The organism is Neorhodopirellula pilleata (assembly GCF_007859915.1).
GTDB lineage: Bacteria > Planctomycetota > Planctomycetia > Pirellulales > Pirellulaceae > Rhodopirellula > Rhodopirellula pilleata.
This window is the reverse complement of record NZ_SJPM01000007.1, coordinates 102070-122825: the sequence shown is the minus strand read 5'-3', so window position 1 is coordinate 122825 and position 20756 is coordinate 102070. Positions and strand designations below refer to the sequence as shown.

At 57.8% G+C, this 20756-nt stretch carries 16 protein-coding genes; 6 read left to right on the top strand and 10 right to left on the bottom strand.

The features are described from left to right. Window positions 1–163: 163 nt before the first annotated feature. The 4 genes from Pla100_RS17195 to Pla100_RS17180 all read right to left on the bottom strand — a co-directional run bounded on the left by Pla100_RS17195 (window position 164) and on the right by Pla100_RS17180 (window position 6664). The gene (locus Pla100_RS17195) at window positions 164–1627 is read right to left on the bottom strand and encodes a DUF1501 domain-containing protein (RefSeq protein WP_146578932.1); all 1464 of its coding nucleotides are present in this window, start codon (window positions 1625–1627) and stop codon (window positions 164–166) included. Window positions 1628–2145: 518 nt separating this feature from the next. Beyond that, on the bottom strand, window positions 2146–4932 hold the full coding sequence (locus tag Pla100_RS17190) for a PSD1 and planctomycete cytochrome C domain-containing protein (RefSeq protein WP_146578931.1): 2787 nt from the start codon (window positions 4930–4932) through the stop codon (window positions 2146–2148). Continuing rightward, a complete protein-coding gene (locus Pla100_RS17185; RefSeq protein ID WP_146578930.1) occupies window positions 4929–5972 on the bottom strand; it encodes a C-terminal binding protein in 1044 nt (347 codons plus the stop codon). The genes Pla100_RS17190 and Pla100_RS17185 overlap by 4 nt, the downstream gene beginning before the upstream one ends. After that, window positions 5969–6664 (bottom strand): FadR/GntR family transcriptional regulator, encoded by a 696-nt coding sequence (locus Pla100_RS17180; protein ID WP_146578929.1) that lies wholly within the window; start codon window positions 6662–6664, stop codon window positions 5969–5971. Before Pla100_RS17180 ends, Pla100_RS17185 begins: the two co-directional genes overlap by 4 nt. Window positions 6665–6840: 176 nt before the next feature. Here Pla100_RS17180 and Pla100_RS17175 point away from each other — a divergent pair, with 176 nt between their 5' ends. After that, window positions 6841–8421, top strand: coding sequence for a TIGR04222 domain-containing membrane protein (locus Pla100_RS17175; RefSeq protein ID WP_146578928.1), 1581 nt, complete (start codon window positions 6841–6843; stop codon window positions 8419–8421). 271 nt (window positions 8422–8692) lie between these two features. Here the strand turns inward: Pla100_RS17175 and Pla100_RS17170 are convergent, their stop codons facing one another. The 6 genes from Pla100_RS17170 to Pla100_RS17135 all read right to left on the bottom strand — a co-directional run bounded on the left by Pla100_RS17170 (window position 8693) and on the right by Pla100_RS17135 (window position 17021). Continuing rightward, window positions 8693–11134 (bottom strand): DUF6288 domain-containing protein, encoded by a 2442-nt coding sequence (locus tag Pla100_RS17170; RefSeq protein ID WP_146578927.1) that lies wholly within the window; start codon window positions 11132–11134, stop codon window positions 8693–8695. Window positions 11135–11989: 855 nt separating this feature from the next. Continuing rightward, window positions 11990–12601 (bottom strand): bL17 family ribosomal protein, encoded by a 612-nt coding sequence (locus Pla100_RS17160; protein ID WP_146578925.1) that lies wholly within the window; start codon window positions 12599–12601, stop codon window positions 11990–11992. A gap of 59 nt (window positions 12602–12660) precedes the next feature. Beyond that, window positions 12661–13656 carry a DNA-directed RNA polymerase subunit alpha gene (locus Pla100_RS17155; protein WP_146578924.1) on the bottom strand — a complete coding sequence of 332 codons (996 nt, stop codon included), beginning with the start codon at window positions 13654–13656 and terminating at the stop codon, window positions 12661–12663. 191 nt (window positions 13657–13847) lie between these two features. After that, window positions 13848–14231, bottom strand: coding sequence for a 30S ribosomal protein S11 (gene rpsK, locus Pla100_RS17145; RefSeq protein ID WP_146578923.1), 384 nt, complete (start codon window positions 14229–14231; stop codon window positions 13848–13850). A gap of 54 nt (window positions 14232–14285) precedes the next feature. Next, window positions 14286–14657 carry a 30S ribosomal protein S13 gene (gene rpsM / locus Pla100_RS17140; RefSeq protein WP_146579091.1) on the bottom strand — a complete coding sequence of 124 codons (372 nt, stop codon included), beginning with the start codon at window positions 14655–14657 and terminating at the stop codon, window positions 14286–14288. An 852-nt stretch (window positions 14658–15509) separates the two neighbouring features. Beyond that, window positions 15510–17021, bottom strand: a complete 1512-nt coding sequence (locus Pla100_RS17135; RefSeq protein ID WP_197168023.1) for a sulfatase family protein — start codon at window positions 17019–17021, stop codon at window positions 15510–15512. A 311-nt stretch (window positions 17022–17332) separates the two neighbouring features. Between Pla100_RS17135 and Pla100_RS17130 the strand changes: the two genes are divergently transcribed. From Pla100_RS17130 to Pla100_RS17110, 5 genes are all read left to right on the top strand, one after another. After that, window positions 17333–18160 (top strand): ThuA domain-containing protein, encoded by an 828-nt coding sequence (locus Pla100_RS17130; protein ID WP_197168022.1) that lies wholly within the window; start codon window positions 17333–17335, stop codon window positions 18158–18160. Between the two features lie 143 nt (window positions 18161–18303). After that, a complete protein-coding gene (rpmF, locus tag Pla100_RS17125) occupies window positions 18304–18486 on the top strand; it encodes a 50S ribosomal protein L32 (RefSeq protein WP_146578920.1) in 183 nt (60 codons plus the stop codon). 31 nt (window positions 18487–18517) lie between these two features. Further along, complete coding sequence (gene fabD / locus Pla100_RS17120; protein WP_390620620.1) at window positions 18518–19411, top strand: ACP S-malonyltransferase; 894 nt, start codon at window positions 18518–18520, stop codon at window positions 19409–19411. A gap of 113 nt (window positions 19412–19524) precedes the next feature. After that, window positions 19525–20283: a 3-oxoacyl-[acyl-carrier-protein] reductase gene (gene fabG / locus Pla100_RS17115; RefSeq protein ID WP_146578918.1), complete on the top strand. Its 759-nt coding sequence runs from the start codon at window positions 19525–19527 to the stop codon at window positions 20281–20283. A gap of 187 nt (window positions 20284–20470) precedes the next feature. Continuing rightward, entirely contained in the window at window positions 20471–20716 is a 246-nt protein-coding gene (locus Pla100_RS17110; RefSeq protein WP_146578917.1) for an acyl carrier protein, read from the top strand. The last annotated feature ends 40 nt before the right edge of the window (window positions 20717–20756 follow it).

Genomic DNA, 20756 nt, shown 5'->3' with positions numbered 1-20756 from the left:
AGCGGTCTGTTGATTTAGTCGTTTAACGGCAAGCCGCAGGCGACAGAGCTTGAGAACGCAGACGCCTGCGGCTTGCCGTTAAACGAAAACGCCCAATCGTGCACTAAATCAAAAGCCCGCTAGCGTGTTGCGGCGGATTAGGTGTTTTATTGGCTAACGTAACCTATGCGTGCGACAGCACATCGTGGATGACGTGGCCGTGCACGTCGGTAAGCCGACGTTCGAAACCGTTGTGGTAGTAGGTCAGTCGCTCGTGATCGAGTCCGAGCAAGTGCAGGATCGTAGCGTGGAAGTCGTAAACCGTGGCGACGTCTTCGACGGCTTGGTAGCCGAACTCGTCCGTGGCTCCGTAGCTGTATCCCGGTTTGACACCCGCGCCCATCATCCAAGTCGTGAATCCCTCGGGGTTGTGATCGCGGCCGCTGGCACCTTTTTGAAAAGTCGGCATGCGGCCGAACTCGGTCGTCCACACCACAAGTGTGTCCTCGAGTAACCCCCGGCGTTTGAGGTCTTTGAGCAAAGCTGCACACGGTTGGTCCAGCACCGGCCCGTGAACACTGTATTGTTCCTCGATCTTCTTGTGTCCGTCCCAATTGCTGACGCCTTCACCGCCGGTCTGGTACGCTCCGTTGAAAAGCTGAACAAACCGCACGCCTTCTTCGATCAACCGGCGGGCGAGGATGCAGTTTTTGGCGAAGCTAGCCTTGAGCGGATTGGTTGCATCGTCGGCGCCGTATTCATGCAAGATGCTTTGCGGTTCGCTGGACAGGTCGGTCACCTCCGGCACACTCAATTGCATCCGGGCGGCCAATTCGTAACTGGAGATTCGCGCGGCTAACTCACTGTCGCCAGGAAACTGTTCGAGATGACGTTCATTAATCCGTTTGAGAAAATCACGCGTCGCTCGGTCGGTCTTTTCGGTCGTGCCGCTCGGAATGTCGAGGTTGGCAAGTGGTTTGAGCGCATTGAATGCGGTCCCCTGGAAAGCAGCCGGTAGGAAACCGGGGCCCCAGTTGTTGACGCTCGATTGAGGCGTGCCGCGCGGGTCGGAGATCGCGACATAAGCGGGCAGGTTTTCGTTTTCGGTCCCGAGTGCCCAAGTCGTCCAAGCTCCCATCGATGGAAAACCGTCGAGCGTATAGCCGGTCGACATGAAGTTCTCACCCGGACCGTGTGTGTTCGTCTTGCCGGTCATGGAATGAATGAAGCACATATCATCGGCCAGTTCCGCCAAGTGTGGTACCAAATCGGAAACCATCTTCCCGCTCTGTCCACGCGGTTTGAACTTCCACGGGCTTTGAGTGAGGTTACCCTGCTCGCCTTGAAAGGTGACGAGTTGATCACCGCCCGGCATGGGTTGGCCGTGCCGCCGAATCAGTTCGGGCTTGTAGTCGAACGTGTCGATCTGGCTGCACGCCCCGGCGCAGAAAATCACGAGCACCCGTTTCGCCGCCGCCGCGTGATGCGTCGCGCGCGCGGCAAAAGGATGCGACGGATCGATCTGCGGACGAATGGGAGACGCATCGGCAAGCAGTTTCTCTTGGGCGAGCAAATTCGCAAGAGCGATTCCTGATAGACCGATCGCGGTGTCTCCGAAGAAGCGCCGGCGGTTGAGAAGGGTGTTCATGGGGTGTTGCTGGGTGAATTCGGTTGGTTGATCTTGAATACTTGTTCCCAGGCTCCCGCCTGGGAACACACTGTCTTAGAGGCTCCCGCCTCCCGAGCATGACCGGCAGGCGGGAGCCTGCGTTGCATTGCGTTCCCAGGCGGGAGCCCTCTTGATAGGCCACATCTTTTTTGACCCCCACGAGCTCGTCTCGTGGGTGAATTAGGTTCGCAAGCTAGACACCGACGCCCTCCCAACCTTCCGATTTTCACTTGTGCTCGCCGCTTGAAGCGGCGAGCACAAGTGAAAATCGGAAGGTTGCGCAAATCGCGGCTTGTGTCTAGCTTGCCAACCTCGGCTTCCTGCCAGACGAGCTGGCAGGGGAGCAATCCATGAGGAATTGCGGCCTATAAAAAGGGATCCCGCCTGGGAACACACTGTCTGAGAGGCTCCCGCCTCCCGAGCATGATCGGCAGGCGGGAGCCTGCGTTGCATTGCGTTCCCAGGCGGGAGCCTGGGAACGAGGATAGTTTTATGCCTCATGGAACAAACACGAATTCGTTGGTGTTCAGCATCGCGCGACAGAACTGAATCAATCCTTGTTGCTCGATAAAATCGACGGCGTCCGCGACTTCTTCGAGTGTGGCGGGGCGTTGGTAACATAGTCTCCAACTCAATTGGACTCGTTCCGTGGCCGTTTCGGCTTCGCTTTCGAGTCGTCTCGCAAACAGTTCGGCCTGTTGTAAGACGAAGCGACTATTGAGCAGATTGAGTGCTTGCAACGGCGTCGTCGAACGGCTCCGTCGAGGAACCGCTTGGCTGGCGTCGGGACAATCGAATGCACCGAACACGACGTCTCGCTCCTGGCGAACCTTGGTCATGTAAATCATCCGCCGCCAATCTTCAGGGCCGTATTTTTCCTTGGCGTGATAGTGGCGGACGTTCTCGGCTTCGATTTCGAAAGCGCTAAACCCGGGGCCGCCCATCGCGTCAAGGTCGAGCACTCCGGTGGCTGACAAGATCGAATCGCGAATGCCTTCCGCTTCCAACCGACGAGGCGGAAAACGCCACAACATCCGAGATGCTGCGTCGACCCTCATCGCGTCCGCTCGGGGGCGGTTGCTCTGTTGCCAAGTCGATGACTGCAAGATTAAACGCTGGACATGCTTGATCGACCAACCGCTTTCGATAAACTCGGACGCCAGCCAGTCGAGCAGTTCGGGATGCGACGGCGGCGTACCGTTGCGACCGAAGTCACTGGGCGTGTCGACGATTCCGGTGCCAAAATGAAATTGCCAAAGTCGATTAACCAACACGCGGGCCGTTAGCGGGTTGTTGTCATTGGTGATCCAGTCCGCGAGCGCCAATCGACGTTTTTGCTCAGGTGCATCGCCGGGTAACTCAAGCGACGTGAAGACTTCGATCGCGCCCGGATCGACCTGTTCGCGAGGCATCGCCGGTTCGCCACGATACAGACGATGGGTGGGGCCGGGTTGTTGGAATGTTCCGGCGTAAACCTGTTTCGAATTCGATAGATCCGTCTTGATCTGCTGTAGCTCTTTTCGCTCGGCGAGCCACTTGCGTCCTTGGTCCGCTTCGGCTTGGTCAAACGCCTCGAAATGATATTCCTCCGCCGTCGATTCTCCGGCCGGCAAACGGTCTGCGGAACTGGCGACCAACTGCCACTGTCCCGGAGTCGATGCCACCTCGATTCGATAGCGAATCGGCAATCGATCGTCATACTTCCCCTTGCGATCACGTCCCCAAGCGATGCGATCGATCGTGGTCGTCTCGGCTAGTTCGATTTGGACCCAAGCGTTCTGGGTTTGCTTGGCGATCCAGCTTCGATCGTTGCCAAACTTCCCGTCGTTGATGTGCTCGAGCCGATGGAGTGGATGAACAAAGTCGCCCGACGAGGTCGCCTTCGCGCCGGTCGTCGCCAAAGCCACATTGGTCTTGCCGCAGAAAATCTCGAGTTCGTCGATGCAAGGTTGGCCACGGTTGGTTTCGTCGATTGTGAAGCGAACGAACCGAACTTGGACCGGAGTCAATCTCTCGACGTTCCTCTTGGGCTGGACCGCTGGGCGATCACTCGCTCGCGCGGCATCGGTTGCGATCAACGCCTTGGCGGGTGGATTCAAGAAATTTGCCAGCTTGTCTGAAAGTTGTTCGATCTTGGCATCGAGGGCTTCGATCTCTTGTTGCGTTTCTTGGGGCAGCGGCAACTTGCGATCGGCATGTTGCACGCCGGCGAAGATGGCTTGCATGGCGTAATAATCGGTTTGCGAAATCGGATCGAACTTGTGGTTGTGACAACGCGCGCAACCCGTCGTCAAACCCAGGAACGCCGTCCCGGTCGTGTTGATCATGTCGTCCAGTTCGTTCATCCGCTGCATGATCCGCAGGTTCGGGTCTTGTCCTTTGACGGCATCGAACGGACCGGCGACGAGATATCCGGTGGCGACGTCGACACCCAACGCGTCACCGGCGAGTTGTTCGCGAACGAACTCGTCGTAGGGCTTATCTTGATTGAACGATTCGATCACCCAATCTCGATACGGCCAGGCGTTGGGTCGTTCGCGATTGGTCTCGAAACCATGCGTTTCACCGAAACGAACCAGATCGAGCCAGTGCGTCGCCCACCGCTCGCCGTAATGCGGACTTTCGAGCACCTCCTCAACCAAACGTTCCCAAGCGTCAGGCCGCTCGTCGGCGAGAAACGCTTCGACCCGCTGCGGCGATGGCGGGAGGCCGTGCATGATCAGGAACAGTCGCCGGATCAAAACCCGACGATCAGCTTGGGGTGACATCGACAGTCCGCTCGCGGCGAGCTTCCGCTGAATGAAACCGTCGATCCCGCCGGGCCCATCCATCCCGCCAAACTCGGGTGGAACCGGTTTGTTGATCGGCAGGAATGACCAATGCGTCAGCTCTCGCGATTGCTCAGCCGGTCCGTAGTGCTCGGGAACCTTCGCTCCCTGAGTGATCCATTGTTCGATGTTGGCGATATCGGCCTCCGGAATCGGATCGCTGTCGGGCGGCATTTCGTAGCCTGACTCTTGATGGCGGATCGCCTTGATTAGAAAACTGCTTGTTGGATCGCCGGGAACAATCGCTTTCTCTCCCGAGTCCCCGCCGTTTAGCAGACTCGCCAGTTGGTCGACGCGAAACCGGCCGTTGGCTTCGTCCGGTCCGTGGCAGTCCCAACAATGTTTGCGCAGCACCGGTTCGATCGTTGTCTTGAAGTCGATCGGATCAGCCGACACGGATATCGGTAGAGTCGATGCGAAGAACCATACGATCGTGATTGAAAGACAACGACTCATATTTCGCTTACCGTGTTGCATGATTCCAGAGGGCTCAATGAATTGACTTGGTTGCGAAGCGGCTCGCCGAGCAACGCGCGACGTGTCTCCAATGCGCCTTTGTGACGGAACTCGACGCAGCCCTCGTCGCAGTAGTACGCGGTGTGAGGATTGAGCAACAGTCGGTCGTGGGCCGGATGCGCGGGATCGCGCCACGCCGCGACGACCGGGTTGTTGGGTTGTGGCGGTTCTTGTTCGAGCACATCGATACCCGCACCGGCCAATTGCCCATTCGCTAATGCCTCCACGACTGCTTGCGAGTCCACTACGCCTCCCCGTGAGGTATTGATCAAGAACGAACCCTGCGGCATTCTTGCGATCTCTGCACCGGCGATGAGGCCTCGCGTTTCATCGGTAAGCGGGCAATGCAGACTGACGATGTGGGACGAACTCAGTAGCCCCGACAACGATCGTTCCCGGCGAACGCCGAGCGCCTTGTCGATTCCGTCTGGAACATACGGATCGTAAAACGCGACATCGAACCCGAACGCTTTTGCTCGCAGTGCCGTGGCCGTCCCGATCCGTCCGCAACCGATGATCCCGAATTGGCGGCCCCGCAGGCGTGGAATCGGGACGGCTTGTTCGACGTTCCAATCGCCCACACCGCGACGCAATCGGCTGTTGAGAAAATGCGTGCCACGCGAAAGTGATAAGGCCATCGCCATTGCCGAATCGGCCACTTCCTCGGTCCCGTAATCGGGTACGTTGCAAACCGGGATTCCATGTTCGCCGGCGGCTTGGATATCGATGCCGTCGTAGCCGACGCCGGGTCGCACGATAGCCTTGCAGTTTTCCAGTCGCTCGATCGTCGATCGCGTGAAACGAAAATAGTGGTAAACCATCACCGCGTCAGCGTCTTCGATTCGTCCCACCAACTCGGATTCCGTCATCGCGTCCAACGCAATCACTTCGGCGATATCGCCGAGCACTTCGCGTTCGATATCGAGCGGCTCGACGATTAAGTCGGTAATCACCACTTTCAGGCTGATGCCGCGATTCATAGCCCGAGATCTTCCGATGCCATCTTGATGTGATGCCGCATCGCTTTGGCGGCTGCCTGAGGTCGGCGTCGTTCGAGCGCGCGGACGATCTGTTCGTGATGATCGATCGCCGCCTGTTTACCGACGCGACCGATGGTACGCTGGCGACTCTCGCGGCTGATGTCGGCCAGTGAGTCGAGGAACAGGCGGAACATCAAATTGCCACTCGCTTCGGCCAGAGCGTGATGGAATTGCAGATCGATTTCGATCGCCTCTTCGATCGATTCGGCCGCCACGAGCGAGTCCTGCAGCGACCGCAACTGTTGAATGCTTTGCGCGCTACCACGCTCGGCGGCCAAACGAGCCGATTCGGGTTCGATCACGATCCGGGTTTCTTGCAATTGCCGCAAGCGTTCGGTCACGTCGGGAATCAACAGCGATAACGATGCGCTAACTGGACGATGCAACTGGTCGACCACTTTGACGCTCTTGCCATGCCGCACTTCCAACAGACCCTGCATTTCGAGTCGTTTGATGGCTTCGCGAACCACCGGCCGACTAACTCCCATCTGCTCGGCCAACTGGCGTTCAGCGGGCAGTTGTTGTGGATCGTCGCTGGCACCTTGGCGGATGAATCGCACCAAGTGATCGGCGACCTGCGCGGCCAAGGATTGGGACTGGACTTGGAATTCAGCAATGCTCGCAATGCTCATCGAATCGACACCTTTCGTGCAGGCAAACAGGTATGACCAGTTTACCCGTGAGGGGGTAGTCGGTCAAACCAAACAATCGGCCGGGCGAATTTGATGGAACTTCGAACCCGGATCGCTTCCCAATTCCGCGCCCCGGTCGGGCCGCCGTGGGGCCTAGAGATTCGGAGGAATTGAAAATGAACGCATTGGTCAACAAATCCGAAATCACTCAACCCGAGAATGACGTCCTGTGGAAAACGCTCAGCGACTTTCCCATCGGCGGAGAATCCGCGAGTTGGGAACAGGCGGGGACGCCCGGTGGGCTTACCTTTTCGATGCGGCTGGCACGCGAAAACGGTTGGTCGCTCGATCACGCCCGGCATTGTATCGACGAGTATCGGCGTTTCTTGTATCTCGCCGCTCGCGCTGGGCATTCGGTGACGCCGTCCGATGCCGTCGACCAAGTTTGGCACCAGCATCTGGTCTACACCGAAAACTACTGGGTCGATTTGTGTGGCGAAGTGTTGCCCACGCCGCTGCACCACGGTCCGACCCGAGGCGGAACGCAACAGAGGGTTCATTTCCAGGATCAATACGAAAAGACTCTGCGATCTTACGAACGATTCTTCGGCAAACCGCCCAAAACGATTTGGCCCGCGACCCAAGAACGGTTTGCCCAATCCATCGCGTCGGTGCGAGTCGATCGTCGCAAAGCCTGGATCATTCCGAAGCCCAATCTTTCTTTGACAATGCCGGGAGGTTCTCGCTACTCGCTAGCGGGATTGGCGACGATACCCTTGGCGACGATGTTTCCGTTCAATTTGGATGGACCCACGTTCCTCGCCGTGTATGGTCTCATCGTTGCTCTTGCTTGCATCTTTTGCTTCGTCTGGTACCACGTTGGTAACGGGTTTCTCGCTTCGAACAATGCTCAAATCGGCTCGGACTGTCGGATGGACTGGTGTTTGACGGCTCTGCTTGCTGGGGGAAGGAAACGATTGTTGCAAGTTGCCTTGTTGGAACTGGTTCGGCGTGAAAACTTACGATGCGACGGCAATGGTTTTGTTTTGGCCAACGATGCAAGCTACCAACCTTTACCCAACGATGGGGAATTGGCCAGGTCGCTCTTTCAGGCGATCACCCAAACCGTCCGGGCCTCCGGTAAGCCGCAATCGGTCAAGCGGCTATCGGTCGCAACGAATTCGGTCGCGACTCGTGGAGAATTGCAACTGCAAGCATCCGGATACCTTCGCCAGTCTGATCAGAACCTCTTCTATCGCAGTTCGGTGATGTCGGTCGCCGCTGTCGTATTGGGGATCGGTGGCATTCGCTGCTATCAAGGAATCGCAACCGATCGACCGATCGGATTTCTGATCTTGGAGATGGTCATGGCGATTGTTCTCTTCGCAATGGTGTTCCGACTCGACGGTCGCCTGACGACCAAGGGAGCAGGTCTGCTCGACCAATTACGCGCACAATACCCGCCTAGTCATGTCCGTTCGACATCCGCCGAAAACGTCGATAGTGACGAGATGCTTCCTTATCTGGCATTTCTAGGGCCGGCCGCGATTGCATCGCTAACGCACCGCTCCGCTGACATGGTGGTTCATGATGTTCTCTTCGGAGAAGAGATCCGAGCAAGACAGCGAGAAGCATCATCAACGGGGGGAGCCTGGGATTTCGGATCCGATTCAGGCGACACCGCCAGCTTTAGTTCAGGTGCCGACGCCGGATGCGGAAGCGGCTGCGGAGGAGGCTGCGGAGGCTGTGGCGGTTAACAGTCGCGACGCACTTCGTGTATGTCGCCGCATCGCTTGTGACTCCCCTTGAATCCAACGCCCGGGCGGCTTCGTGCGGCAAGCGACGGCGGACTTCGTGTCCGCCAATAAGAAAGGACACCTTGCAGCACCCTGTTGGGCAACGTTTTATTCCAGTGCAGTGTATGGTTCTTTCCCGCGTCGGTACCGGACACCTTAATCTTTTCTGAGCGCGGTGATGGATAAACTCTTGGCGAGTTTCGCTACCGTGAAATGAAACTGCAAGCGACCGCTAAAGGGCGAGGTTCAGCGACCGGAGTTCTGGCCGATCGGTCGAAAGCTTGATCTTTTGGATCGTTTCTCGCACGATGCGTGCCTTATCTCGACTCAGGTTCCTCGGGAAATCTTGTTCCTCGTGTTCGAAGTAATTTGCGGTCGCCTCGAGTTGAGGGATCACGCGTTGGGCGTGAGCTCCGTAGCTTTCTAACATCTTCATGACGACGATGATTCGCTTTTGACTTCCGTGTTGCTTTTGCGTGCGGGCGTAGTCGGCGAGCAGTTCAATCCCTTCATCGATACGGTGTTTCGAAAGAAGTTCGAGGCCGCTGTTCTGGATTCCGTCGGCAAACATGATTCCGCTGGGAGCGGGCTCGATGATGGCTTGGTGAATGGCGGGCAATAGCGGCTGGATCTCCTGGAAGCTCAGGTTCGTGTAAACCGAGCTGAAACTGCTGCGAGCACGACCGTCTTCGTTGGTCAGCCCCGCCCGCACCGCCCGGATCAGCAACTGCCGATCGATGCCTTCGAGCGATCGACCGATCAACCCGTCGCGTTGATTGAATAGAGCGAACGAGAGGTATCGTTGCTGCATGTTCCGCGGATCATTGGACAGGTCGTTGCTGGCGAGACGTCGTAGCATATCGGGAACAGCCGATTTCGCCGGCTCGCCGATTCCAGCGAGTGCATCAGCGGCCAGGATCCGCAGCCAGAGATCATCCGACTGGAACGCCGCAACGAGCTTGGGGACCGCCGCTGCGGCGCGTCCGCGTTGCCATTTGATCGCTTGGCAAGCACCGTACCTTGCATCAAGTTCGCCGGACTCCAGCAACTCCATCAATCGATCGCTCACCTTGTCCTGGCGTCGCCCTAACGCGATCGCCGCCCGCTCGCGAACCGTCGGCGACCAACTCGAGAGCCTGCTCATCAGTTGTTCTGTGTCCAGCGAGTCGTAGAAACGGTCGCGATCATTGTTCGACCATCCACGGCCGTCGTCGAGCAGGCTTTCGGCCTCGGCTCGCTCGATCTTTCGAACCGATGAATCACCTTTTCCGGTTAGGTGCAGGTTGCCGTTGGGAATCGCGTAGGCCAGCAGCCACGCTCCGGTGCAATCCCAGTCACGGTAGCTGTCGTTTCGTGCCTGCGGCGGTCCTTGGTGAAGAAAAGTCCCGTCCCGCCGACGCGCCAAATCAAAATACCACGCGCCAAATTCGTTCATCCAGGAACCAGTGGCGTATGGGCCGGACTCAGCCACGCCTGGCATGGCCCAAACCATATTGAAGAAATTTCCGGTATGACCGCAATCTCGCTCCGCACCATGACAGGCAACGCTCATCCTGGAAAAATACTCGGCCGTCTCCGCTTCGCCGAGCAAACGAAACAGGACCGCCGCCATGCCATTCTTTCCGTTATCATCGTGGGTTTGAATCCAGGGATGATGATCGCCATACGGGATACTGCCTTTGCCCGCATAGAATCGAAGCAGACGCGAGCTCTTCTGGATCGCTTCGCTAACCTCGGGATCATCAACTCCGGCTCGACGTGCAAGGACCAACGAAATCGTAAGCGGTAATCCGGGTGAGTTCATCATTCCGTAACCGCCAAGACGTCCATCGCTGCCCACAAACCGGTGGCCCCAAGAACCAACGGTGCTCTGGCCGCGAGCGGATTCCAAAGCCAATCGCCTCAATCCTGGCAACACCGAGTCATCGCCCGTTGCCATGACGTACTCGGCGAGGAACGTGATCACATAACCGTAGTGCCAAGTCTTGAACCCGTCGGTCGTGAAGTCCGCCGCCCACTGCGCCTCCTTCTTGACCTGCGCAAGCATATCCTCACGGCCACCGGCAAGCAGCGCGAGTGCATTGAGGGAACGAGTAATCGGAACACTCCGGTACGACGGGTCGCCAACTCGCTCGGCCAAGGCCGTAAGTCCCCGATCGAGAATCTGCTGCGATTTTGGACAATCCCACGGTGCCGTCTCGCTGTAGTGACCGAGTACGGGTAGTTTCACGGTAACAACGTCGGTCTGGCCCGCTCGCCACCGCAATAGATTGAGTTTTCCGTCTTGTGTCGGCGTCTCGGCCGCCGTGATTGCTTTGCCAAACGCGACCCGCGGATCGCTTCCAAACGGCTTATCACCGACACCAAGAATCACATCGTCCACCCGCAAGACGCCATCCGCAGGCGAACCAGCCTCTACTTGGGTAATCTTGATTTGCCTTGCGTCGCTCGTCTCCAAACGGTCGCTGTGGATCCAGCCTCGCAATCCAGTCGGCCCTAAGTTCCAATCGTGAACGTAGCCTTCCGGGATTGCGTCGCCTCTTGTGAAATCCGGTTGCGAGGTTCCGTCTTTGTTGGCATCCGCTGCAACTGCTACGTGTTGTCCGAGTGGAATCGTCGCCATGCAGGCAACCGCAAGAAACGCAGTGACTAGGATTCGAAGTGGATGGTTCAAAATGATTCCCAAGGAGAGGCGGGAGGCGGGAAGGATCAGGCGAGCAGGCGTTGAGCCCATCATTCTAGCAACAAACGCCTGAGATGCAGTCGCTACCACCAAGGAAGCGTTCGGAGACCGTAGTTAGCTTCTTGATTTCTTGACCCGACGCGTCACGGCGTATTAAATTGCTTTGCTGTACCGAGTTAGCAGCGGTTCGCCGACCGCCAACCGGGGCTGACGCTGGATTGTCAAAAATTGGGTTTTTCGCTAGCGCGCTTCCTCTGATCGTCGCGATGCTTCCGCCGGGCTTGCCCCGGACGGGAGCAACAATTGGCGGCTACTCCACCTGCGATGAGCTTACCCCTCCTCCCCGCCCGCGATTCGCCGAAGGCGAATCGCGGGCGGGGAGGAGGGGACTTTTGAGGGCCTTGAGTTGTAGCTTCCAGCTGTGATCCCGCCGGGGCAAGCCAGGGCTGTTCAAAATTCGGTGTTGACTCGTTGTTTTTCCTTTATCTCCCAGCAGTTTCTTGTCCACCTGTCACCTCTCCCGAACGCAGTTTGGGGGAGGTCGAGCGACGACGTTCAGGAGTCCGCGAGGGAGGGGGCACGGGCGTTATTTGATTGAATCGGCTTGGTTTGCCCTGGGGATGCCCCCTCCCGGATCTTGCTTCGCTCAATCCGACCTCCCCCAGCTTCGCTGGGAGAGGTGACAGGAAGTTGCGGAGAACGGAAATGTCGCAATACCAAATTTTGAACAGCCCAGGGCAAGCCCGGCGGAAATCCACTGAGCACAGTGCAGCTTCATACCCCAAAAAAAACGCCCGGTTGTTGCCGGGCGTTTTGTTAGCACTTTTCTAGAACCAAAGCGAACGCTTAGCTGTTCGCGGTTTCTTCTTGTTGGACTTCGGAAGTCGGTTCAGGTGCCGAATCGAATGACGGCTTCGATGAAACGCGTTTGGCTTTGTCGTTCTTGCCGACCAATTCCAAGATTGCACGTGTGCCGGCATCGCCCAAGCGAGGCTTGGCCAAACGCATGATCCGGGTATAACCACCGGCGCGGTCCATGAAGCGAGGTGCCACGGTGTCGAAAAGCACGGCGACGGCTTCACGATCGCCCATCAATTGCACGGCGCGGCGTTGAGCGTTGACGTAGGGTGCCCGAGCGTTGGCCCATTTTTGCCATTGCTCGCTCTTACGCCATTGCTTGTACGCGTCGGTGCCACGCTCGGCGTCGGTGCCGAACTCCTCGGAGGCATTCTTCGCAACGAGACCCTTTTTGGCCAGTGTGATGCACTTCTCGACGAGAGGACGAATCTCTTTGGCTTTTTCCAGCGTCGTCACGATGCGACCAGGAATCTTGGGCGCGTTGTCATCCAAGCTGGCGTCCCGTTCGGTCAAGAACAAGGCGCTCGACATGTTGCGAAGTAACGCACGGCGGTGAGCAGGAGATCGGCCAAGAACGCGGCCTTTGCGACGGTGACGCATGACAGTTAACTATGAATGAGCGGTGGAAAGTTTTGGAGGTGGATGAAGAGCGAACGCGATTAGAACAACGGTTGGTTCGGAACTCGCATGCCCAAGTGCAGACCGTACTGTGAAAGTTTCTCGCGAACTTCGTTGAGCGTGGTGTCGCCGAAGTTACGAACTTCCAAGAGCGAGTCTTCGTTTCGTTGAACGAGGTCTCGCACGGTCATGATGTTTTCGCTTTCGAGGCAGTTGTTGGCCCGGACTGACAAACGCAGGTCAGCAAGAGTCATGTTCAACTTGGCTTCGAGTTGAGCTTCCGGTGATCCGGCACCACCGCGAGCAGCCGAGAAAATGCTCGGACCGAGTTCACGGTACTGGACAAACGGGTTGAGGTGTTTGCGGAAGATCTTGGCCGCTTCGGTCAACGCCATTTCGGGGTTGATCGTTCCGTCGGTCCAAATCTCCAAAACCAAACGATCGTAGTTGGTCTTTTGACCGACCCGCGTGGCTTCGACTTCGTATCGAACACGAACGATCGGGCTGAAAACGGCATCGATCGGGATGATTCCGATTTCGTGATCGACGCTGCTGTGTTCGGTGCTCGGGACGTAACCACGTCCGTTCTCGACGACCATTTCCATCATGAAAGGCTTGTCGTCGGTCAACGTCGCGATGACGTGATCTTTGTTGATGATCTCGACGTCCGAATCGGTCTCAACGTCTGCGCCGGTGATCACGCCGGCGGTGTTGCGTTCGACCGTGATGACACGCGTCGCGTCACTTTGGTTGCGAACGATCAACGATTTGACATTCAGGACGATATCGGTGACGTCTTCGAGAACGCCGGGGATCGACGTGAACTCGTGTTGAGCTCCGCGAATCTTGATCTGGGTAACGGCACTGCCCATCAGGCTGCTCAGTAGCACGCGACGCATACTGTTGCCAATGCTCGCACCGAAGCCGCGTTCGAAGGGCTCGGCGGAGAACTTGCCGTAGGTTTGGGTCAGGGTGTCGCGATCGACTTCGAGCGTGCTGGGTAATTCCATACCACGCCAGCGGATATGCATCGACATGTTGGGAGCCTTGGGATTGCGAACGTAAATGTGCGGGAAGGAAAGCAGTCAGTGGTGGCGGCTAGCGACTTGTTGATTATTTCGGATTCTGAAACACATTAGCCGACGGGCGTTAGCCCCGGTTTGCGACTGGGGAACCGCCGCTAACGCGGTGCGGCTAATCAGATCAACACTCCGTTAGCACACAGCGATTAAACGCGACGTTTCTTGCGAGGGCGGCAGCCGTTGTGTGGAATCGGGGTGACCTCTTCGATCAATTTGACATTCAGGCCGGCTGCCTGCAGAGCGGTGATCGCACTTTCACGTCCACTGCCCGGGCCTTTGACGCGGACCTCGACGTCTCTCATGCCGAACTTGGTTGCCTTCTCGGCGGCCTGCTGAGCAGCACACTGACCGGCGAACGGGGTGCTTTTGCGGCTGCCCTTGAATCCACTCGTGCCGGCACTGGCCCAGCAAAGCGTGTCGCCTTTGGTGTCGGTGATCGTGACGGTCGTGTTGTTGAAGGTCGCGTGAATGTGGGCCACGCCATTGCTGACGTTGCGACGGACGCGTTTCTTTTTGTTGGTCTTTGCCACCAGGGGGTCTCGAACAAACGTGAATGTGGATGGATGGTAAAACGGATCGCGAGATTAACGCAAATCCTTGACGCCCTTCTTGCCGGCGACCGTCTTGCGAGGGCCCTTCCGGGTGCGTGCGTTGGTTTTGGTGCGTTGGCCGCGGACGGGCAGGCTCATCCGGTGGCGAATACCACGGTAGGCTTTGATCTCGCGAAGACGGCTGATGTTTTGAGTGACTTGTCGACGCAGCGGACCTTCGACGAGATACTCCCGCTCGAGCAGCGCCGCGATCCGTCCGACGTCCTCGTCGGAAATGTCGTTGGCCGACGATGCGGGATCGATGCCCAGCTTTTCACACACCTCACGAGCGCGGAACAATCCGAGCCCATAAAGATAGGTGAGTGAGTACTGAATCTGTTTGTCGTTGGGGATGTCAACGCCCATCAAACGGGGCATGGCAAGACTCCGAGAGCAACTGCGTGAGGTAAATGAATTGGGGGGAGGTGTCGGGTCGTCCTGGGCGGTCATCAACCGGTGTTGACCCAACACGGCTCGCTCGTTCGCCAAGAAGTGCTGTGCCAATGACGACACGCCAGCGACTGCGAATCGCGGATCATAGCAGTCCGTCCCCGTTTTACTCAAGTGGAAGGATGCCAAGGATTCTGGATTTTTTTCTCGCGGATCAGAATTCTCCCGCTCTTCGCGAAGAATTTTTCTTGGTTTTTTCTTTTTTTTTGCCTAAACGGTCGGCCTCGCAATGCATGTCAGCCCGACGCGCGACGGGCTGTTGATTTAATCGTTTAACGGCAAGCCGCAGGCGACAGAGTTTGAACACGCAGGCGCCTGCGGCTTGCCGTTAAACGAAGACGCCCAAACATGCACTAAATCAACACGCCTGCGAGCGAGGGATACGGCGATTGGGGCCACTCGCTTGCCGGCGTGATGATTTAATCGTAACCCAAGGCTTCAGCGCTTTTTGCACCCCACAAGTCCTCATGTATTGCTCCCCTGCCGGCTCGTCTGGCAGGAAGCCGAGGTTGGCAAGCTAGACACAAGTCGCAATTTGCGCAACCTTCCGAGTTCAACTTGTGCTCGCCGCTGGAAGCGGCGAGCACAAGTTGAACTCGGAAGGTTGGGAGGGTGTCGGTGCCTAGCTTGCAAACCTTATTCACCCACGAGACGAGCTCGTGGGGGTCATTGACTCATCCCTCGCTTGCGCGTCGGGCTTGTATGCGAGACTCATCCCGCGCTTGCGCGTCGGGCTTGTATGCGAGGTGGGGGTGATTGCCAGCCGAGTTATGGTCCGGGCGCCCACCATTGATCGAGTAAGGAGTTGAGTTCATCTCGAACCGCTTGGTATCCGGGCCGCCGGGACAGGTCACGGGCTTCGCCGGGGTCGCTGGAGATGTCGAATAGGGCCGGACGCGTCAGGTATCCTCCCCAAGGCGGATGGCCGGCGTGAGCGTGCGGGACGATCAGCTTGTATCGTCCACGGCGGACCCACCGATACGCGATATCCTGTTCAGGCTTTCCGAGTTCTCGAGCATCGCCGGGATACAGTTCGCCAAAGACCGCCCGCTCGCCGTCGGCGGGGGCTTGGCCGGTCGCAACCGGCCAAAGGTTCACGCCCGGCAGTGAACGATTCGGCAGTGAACGATTCGGCGGGCCGACTCCCGTGGCGGCTAGGATCGTGGGCAGTAGATCGATACTGCTGACCGGCGCTTCGTAGGTCGCCGGGACGGTTCGTCCGGGCAAGTGAAACAGGATCGGCGTGCGAAGCCCCGCATCGAAAGGGGCTCGCTTGCTGTTGTCGGTGTGGTCCCACTCGCCTTTGGTTTGGCGGAACTTTCCCGCGTCGGGTTGCCATCCGTTGTCGACGACAAAAACGAATAACGTTTGTTTTGCCAAGCCTCGTTTCTCGATCGCGGACCGAAGTTGCCCAATGGTTTCGTCAAACTGAGCGATCGCGGCGAAGTACGGCAGTTCGTGAGGCTTCACGTTCGGCCGCGACTTTGCCAGCCGCACAAACCGCTCCGGCGAATCGTGTGGCACATGCGGCAGGAACGGCGCGTACCAAATCAAAAACGGGCTCGGTGATGACTCCGACACGACCTCATCAAGAAACGCTTCGATCGGTCGCATGGTTTCACGGCCGATTGCCAGCCCGTGATCTCCGTTGCCATGGGCAACCACATCGCCCGACGCCAGCACCAAGTCGCCGTACTTGCCTCCCGAGGGTGTCGCGGTCGTCATGCCGTCGGTGAATCCCGCGTTGCGGTGGTGACCTTCCCAGAACTTGCCCGTTTGCAGGCTGCGAAAACCTTGCCCCGCTAAGATTCGAGGCAAGGTCGGAACGTTCCGGATCAGTGATTCCGCTTCGCCGCGATAGGCGTCGAATCGTTCGCGGCTGATTTCGGGCGACTTGGAAAGCTTGGCAAATCCAGGCGGCGGGTGATTGAAGAACACGCCGTGCTCGTGAGGATAAAGCCCCGTCAAGATCGTCACCAGCGACGGCCGGCAAACGCTCGAGGGCACGTAGCCATGGGTGAAACGGGCCGATTGCGATGCCAGTTCGTCCAGGTGGGGCGTGTGGACTCGCTCGTTGCCCATGAACCCAAAGTCGGTGTAGGTTTGGTCGTCCGAGACGATCAGGACGACGTTGACGGGCGGTTTCGAGCCCCCTGCGTTGCTAGAGCCATCTGAAATGAATGTCGGCGGCTCGGCAAAGCCAGCGGTGGTAACCAAGCTCACCGCCACAGCGATCATCGCCGTGCTACGTAAGGCGATACGGAGAAATAAAGCGAACACTTCGAAAGGCCTGGAGATTAGGGGTTGAAACCTAGTGTTTCATCCACATTTGACTTTAGGGTGTCAGCAACGTGGCTCGACGGTCCTCCGTCGAGAATCACGGCGGGGACCGCCGTGCCACGTTTTGAACCAGCCCTCATTGTAAATATTGAAAAGCACCAGTGGCATCAATGAGGGACAACGTGCCTAATCGCGGTGCTTTTGCGATGCTCGCATATCGGGATGTTTTGGTTCATACTTGGTTCGCCGCCATCTGTCGGTGGCTCTTGATGAACAATCATAGTCCCCTTTCCAACCTCCATGGCTTCCCCATGCTATTTGCCGTCTCGACCCGCCCGCGTTTCGTCTCGTTCGCCCTGATCGGATGGTTGTGTCTAGCCGCCGCCCACGCCGCCGAGGTGGAACTTTCCCCGCCCGTCTCCAAAACCGAGGCGGCATCGGGCGAGCCGACCGCCGTGAAGGCGCTACTGATTTGCGGCGGCTGTTGCCACGACTACCAAAACCAAAAAGAGATCATCAGCGAAGGCCTTTCGAAATCGGTCGGCCCGATCGACTGGACGATCATCCAGTACGCCGGCGAGAGGGAGGTCCACGCCGACGTCTATCAATCCAAAGACTGGATCAAAGGATTCGATCTGGTCGTTCACAACGAATGCTTCGGCGGCGTCACCGATCCGGATTTCGTCAAAGGGATCGTGGCCGCTCACGTCGAAAACCAGATCCCCGCGATGGTCATTCACTGCTCGATGCACTCGTATCGCAACTCATCGGCGGCCGATACTTGGCGGAATTTCCTGGGCGTGACCAGCGTTCGCCATGAAAAGTCCAAGCAAAGCATGTTGGTCGAGCCCACCGCGGCCGGAAAATCCCACCCGGTTTTGGCGTCGCTTGGTGGCGAAAACTGGGAAACGGTCAACGGCGAGTTGTACATCATCAATCAAGTCTGGCCGGGGGCGACCGTCCTGGCCACGGCGTTCTCGAACGAAACGAACAAGGCCGAGCCGGTGATTTGGACCAACCAAGTCGAGGGTACGCGGGTTTTCGGGACGACGATCGGGCATCACAATGAAACGATGCTCGACCCCAAGTACCAATCGATCTTGGCCGACGGATGGAAATGGGCGATGAAACAGGAGTGATTTATTGCCCGGACACGTTGACGATCCGGGGGGAGTCTGTTTATTCTTCCGGGCCGCGCGTCGCGAACAGCGTTTCGCTGATTTCGTGAACGCCGCAGCCGAATCCACCTACAACACCACAGTTCCTCCGGACCCCCTCCATCATGGCTGTCCCTAAACGTAAGCATTCCAACAGCCGCACCGGCAAACGTCGCTCCCACGATCGTCTGAAGAAGCGTTCATTGGCCTATTGCCCGCAGTGCAGCACCGCCGTGCCGACGCATGTAATCTGTCCGAAGTGCGGTTACTACCAAGGCCGCACGGTCGTCGAGCAAGAAGAAGCCTGAGTTGGCTTTCGACGTTTCCAAGCCTGCGATTATGTTCCCCGGCCAAGGTGCTCAGGCTCCTGGGATGGGTATTTCGCTGTGCCAAAACTATCCATCGGCGGATGACCTGTTTGCCCGTGCCGGCGAGATCCTAGGTTACGACTTGAAGGGTTTGTGCGCCGACGGCCCTGCCGAAAAGCTCAACGAGACCGTCCACAGCCAGCCGGCGTTGTTCGTTGTCGGCATGGCGGCCGCGCAGGTTTACTCAGAGACGAACCCTGAGTACGCGAACAAAATCGCCGCCGCTGCAGGGCTGAGCCTTGGTGAATACACGGCCGTTTGTTTTGCCGGGGGGATGTCGTTCGAAGATGGCTTGCGTTTGGTCCAAAAGCGCGGCGAAGCGATGCAGGCTTGCGCTGACGCGGTCGAGTCGTCCATGGCCAGCGTGTTGGGATTGGACTTAGACCAGCTCAACGAGGTCTGCGAAAAGTCTCGCGAAGAAGGCGAGATCTTGCAGCCTGCCAATCTGCTGTGCCCCGGTAACGTCGCCGTTTCGGGTCACACGACGGCGATCAACCGTTTGGAGCCTCATGCGACCGCCGCCGGGGCGATGAAGGTGATCCCGCTGAGCGTTGCCGGCGCGTTCCACACGCCGCTGATGCAAGACGCCGTTGCGGCGTTGACACAAGCCCTCGCGGACGTCGAGATCACACCCACGCGGATTCCGGTTTACAGCAACGTCGATGCGAAACCGCACCAAGACCCCAACGAAATTCGCGAACTGCTCGCCAAACAGGTCGTCAATCCGGTGCTTTGGGAAGCGTCCGTTCGCCAGATGATCCAAGACGGGATCGATGGTTTCCTCGAAGCCGGCACTGGCCGCGTCCTGCGTGGAACGATCAAGCGAATCGACCGAAAAGCGAACACCGACGGGTTTGGCGATTAGCGGTTGGCGGTCGGCTTTTGGCGATTAGCTGCTTGTGATTTGCCGGGTCTACGCCGAGGCGGCTTCGACCCAGCCTACTTTTTTTGAAATCCTTACCTTCTTACTTTGCATTCATGAAACTCTCTCTTTCTGTTGATCTTCAAGGTCAGGTCGCGATCGTCACGGGTGCTAGTCAAGGCTTAGGACGCGCCGTCGCGGTCGCGCTGGGACAAAACGGCGCTCATGTCGTTTGCGTGGCCCGCAATGCGGAAAAACTAGCCGAAACGGTTGCCGAAATCGAAGCGGCCGGCGGGACCGGGGAAGCTTTGCCCTGCGACATCACCGACCGCAAGGCGGCCGCCGAAGCGATCGAGGAAACGAACAAGAAACACGGCCGCCTGGATATCCTCGTCAACAACGCGGGGATCACCCGCGATAAGTTGATGAGGGGCATGTCCGACGAAGAATGGGATGACGTCATCGCGACCAACTTGACGAGTTGTTTCGTTTGCTGTCGCACCGCCGCCGGCCTGATGCGTCGCAACAAGTACGGCCGGATCATCAACATGGCCAGCATCTCGGGTCTGATCGGCAACCCCGGTCAAGCGAACTATTCGGCGAGCAAGGCGGGGATGATCGGGATGACCCGCACGATGAGCAAGGAACTGGTCTCCCGTGGCGTAACCGTCAACGCCGTCGCGCCCGGTTTCATCGCCAGCGAGATGACGGCCGAACTCGGCGAAGTCGTGATGGAAGAAGTGAAAAAACGAATCCCGGCCAAACGGGTCGGTCAGCCCGAAGACGTCGCGGCCGCGGTGTTGTTTCTGGCCAGCGGGGACGCGAGCTATATCTCCGGCCAAACCATCGTCGTCGATGGCGGCATGATCGGCTGACGAAACATTGGAATTGCGAGCGATCGGCTCGCAACGGGATATTGACGGGTTTTAACCGTTTCCCCTATCTTCTCCACGTCAGAAGAACGGGTACCGCATCCCGGTCGCAAACTGAAGAAAGTCCTTTCCCCCGTCGACGGATCGAATCGTCGATATTCCCATTACATCCAATTCCTGGAGAGCGCCCGTGGCGTCCATTGAAGAACGCGTGGTCGACATTGTTTCCGAGCAACTCGGAGTCGACAAAGACAAAATTACCCGTGAAACCTCGTTCGTTAACGACCTCGGGGCGGACTCGCTCGATACCGTCGAATTGGTGATGGAACTCGAAGAAGAATTCGACATCAGCATTCCCGACGATGCCGCTGAAAAAATCCAAAAGGTCGGCGAAGCGGTTGACTTCATCGAGAAAGAAAAAGGCGACGACGCCTAGTCGGTGTTGTAGCCATCATTGTTCGAATACGTTAGCGAGG

What these genes read in the sequence shown, in the direction of transcription:
- Pla100_RS17195 (WP_146578932.1), bottom strand. Translation starts at nt 1,627, where the DNA reads ATGAACACCCTTCTCAACCGCCGGCGCTTCTTCGGAGACACCGCGATC.
- Pla100_RS17190 (WP_146578931.1), bottom strand. Translation starts at nt 4,932, where the DNA reads ATGAGTCGTTGTCTTTCAATCACGATCGTATGGTTCTTCGCATCGACT.
- Pla100_RS17185 (WP_146578930.1), bottom strand. Translation starts at nt 5,972, where the DNA reads ATGAATCGCGGCATCAGCCTGAAAGTGGTGATTACCGACTTAATCGTC.
- Pla100_RS17180 (WP_146578929.1), bottom strand. Translation starts at nt 6,664, where the DNA reads ATGAGCATTGCGAGCATTGCTGAATTCCAAGTCCAGTCCCAATCCTTG.
- Pla100_RS17175 (WP_146578928.1), top strand. Translation starts at nt 6,841, where the DNA reads ATGAACGCATTGGTCAACAAATCCGAAATCACTCAACCCGAGAATGAC.
- Pla100_RS17160 (WP_146578925.1), bottom strand. Translation starts at nt 12,601, where the DNA reads ATGCGTCACCGTCGCAAAGGCCGCGTTCTTGGCCGATCTCCTGCTCAC.
- Pla100_RS17155 (WP_146578924.1), bottom strand. Translation starts at nt 13,656, where the DNA reads ATGTCGATGCATATCCGCTGGCGTGGTATGGAATTACCCAGCACGCTC.
- rpsM (WP_146579091.1), bottom strand. Translation starts at nt 14,657, where the DNA reads ATGGGCGTTGACATCCCCAACGACAAACAGATTCAGTACTCACTCACC.
- Pla100_RS17130 (WP_197168022.1), top strand. Translation starts at nt 17,333, where the DNA reads ATGCTATTTGCCGTCTCGACCCGCCCGCGTTTCGTCTCGTTCGCCCTG.
- rpmF (WP_146578920.1), top strand. Translation starts at nt 18,304, where the DNA reads ATGGCTGTCCCTAAACGTAAGCATTCCAACAGCCGCACCGGCAAACGT.
- fabD (WP_390620620.1), top strand. Translation starts at nt 18,518, where the DNA reads ATGTTCCCCGGCCAAGGTGCTCAGGCTCCTGGGATGGGTATTTCGCTG.
- fabG (WP_146578918.1), top strand. Translation starts at nt 19,525, where the DNA reads ATGAAACTCTCTCTTTCTGTTGATCTTCAAGGTCAGGTCGCGATCGTC.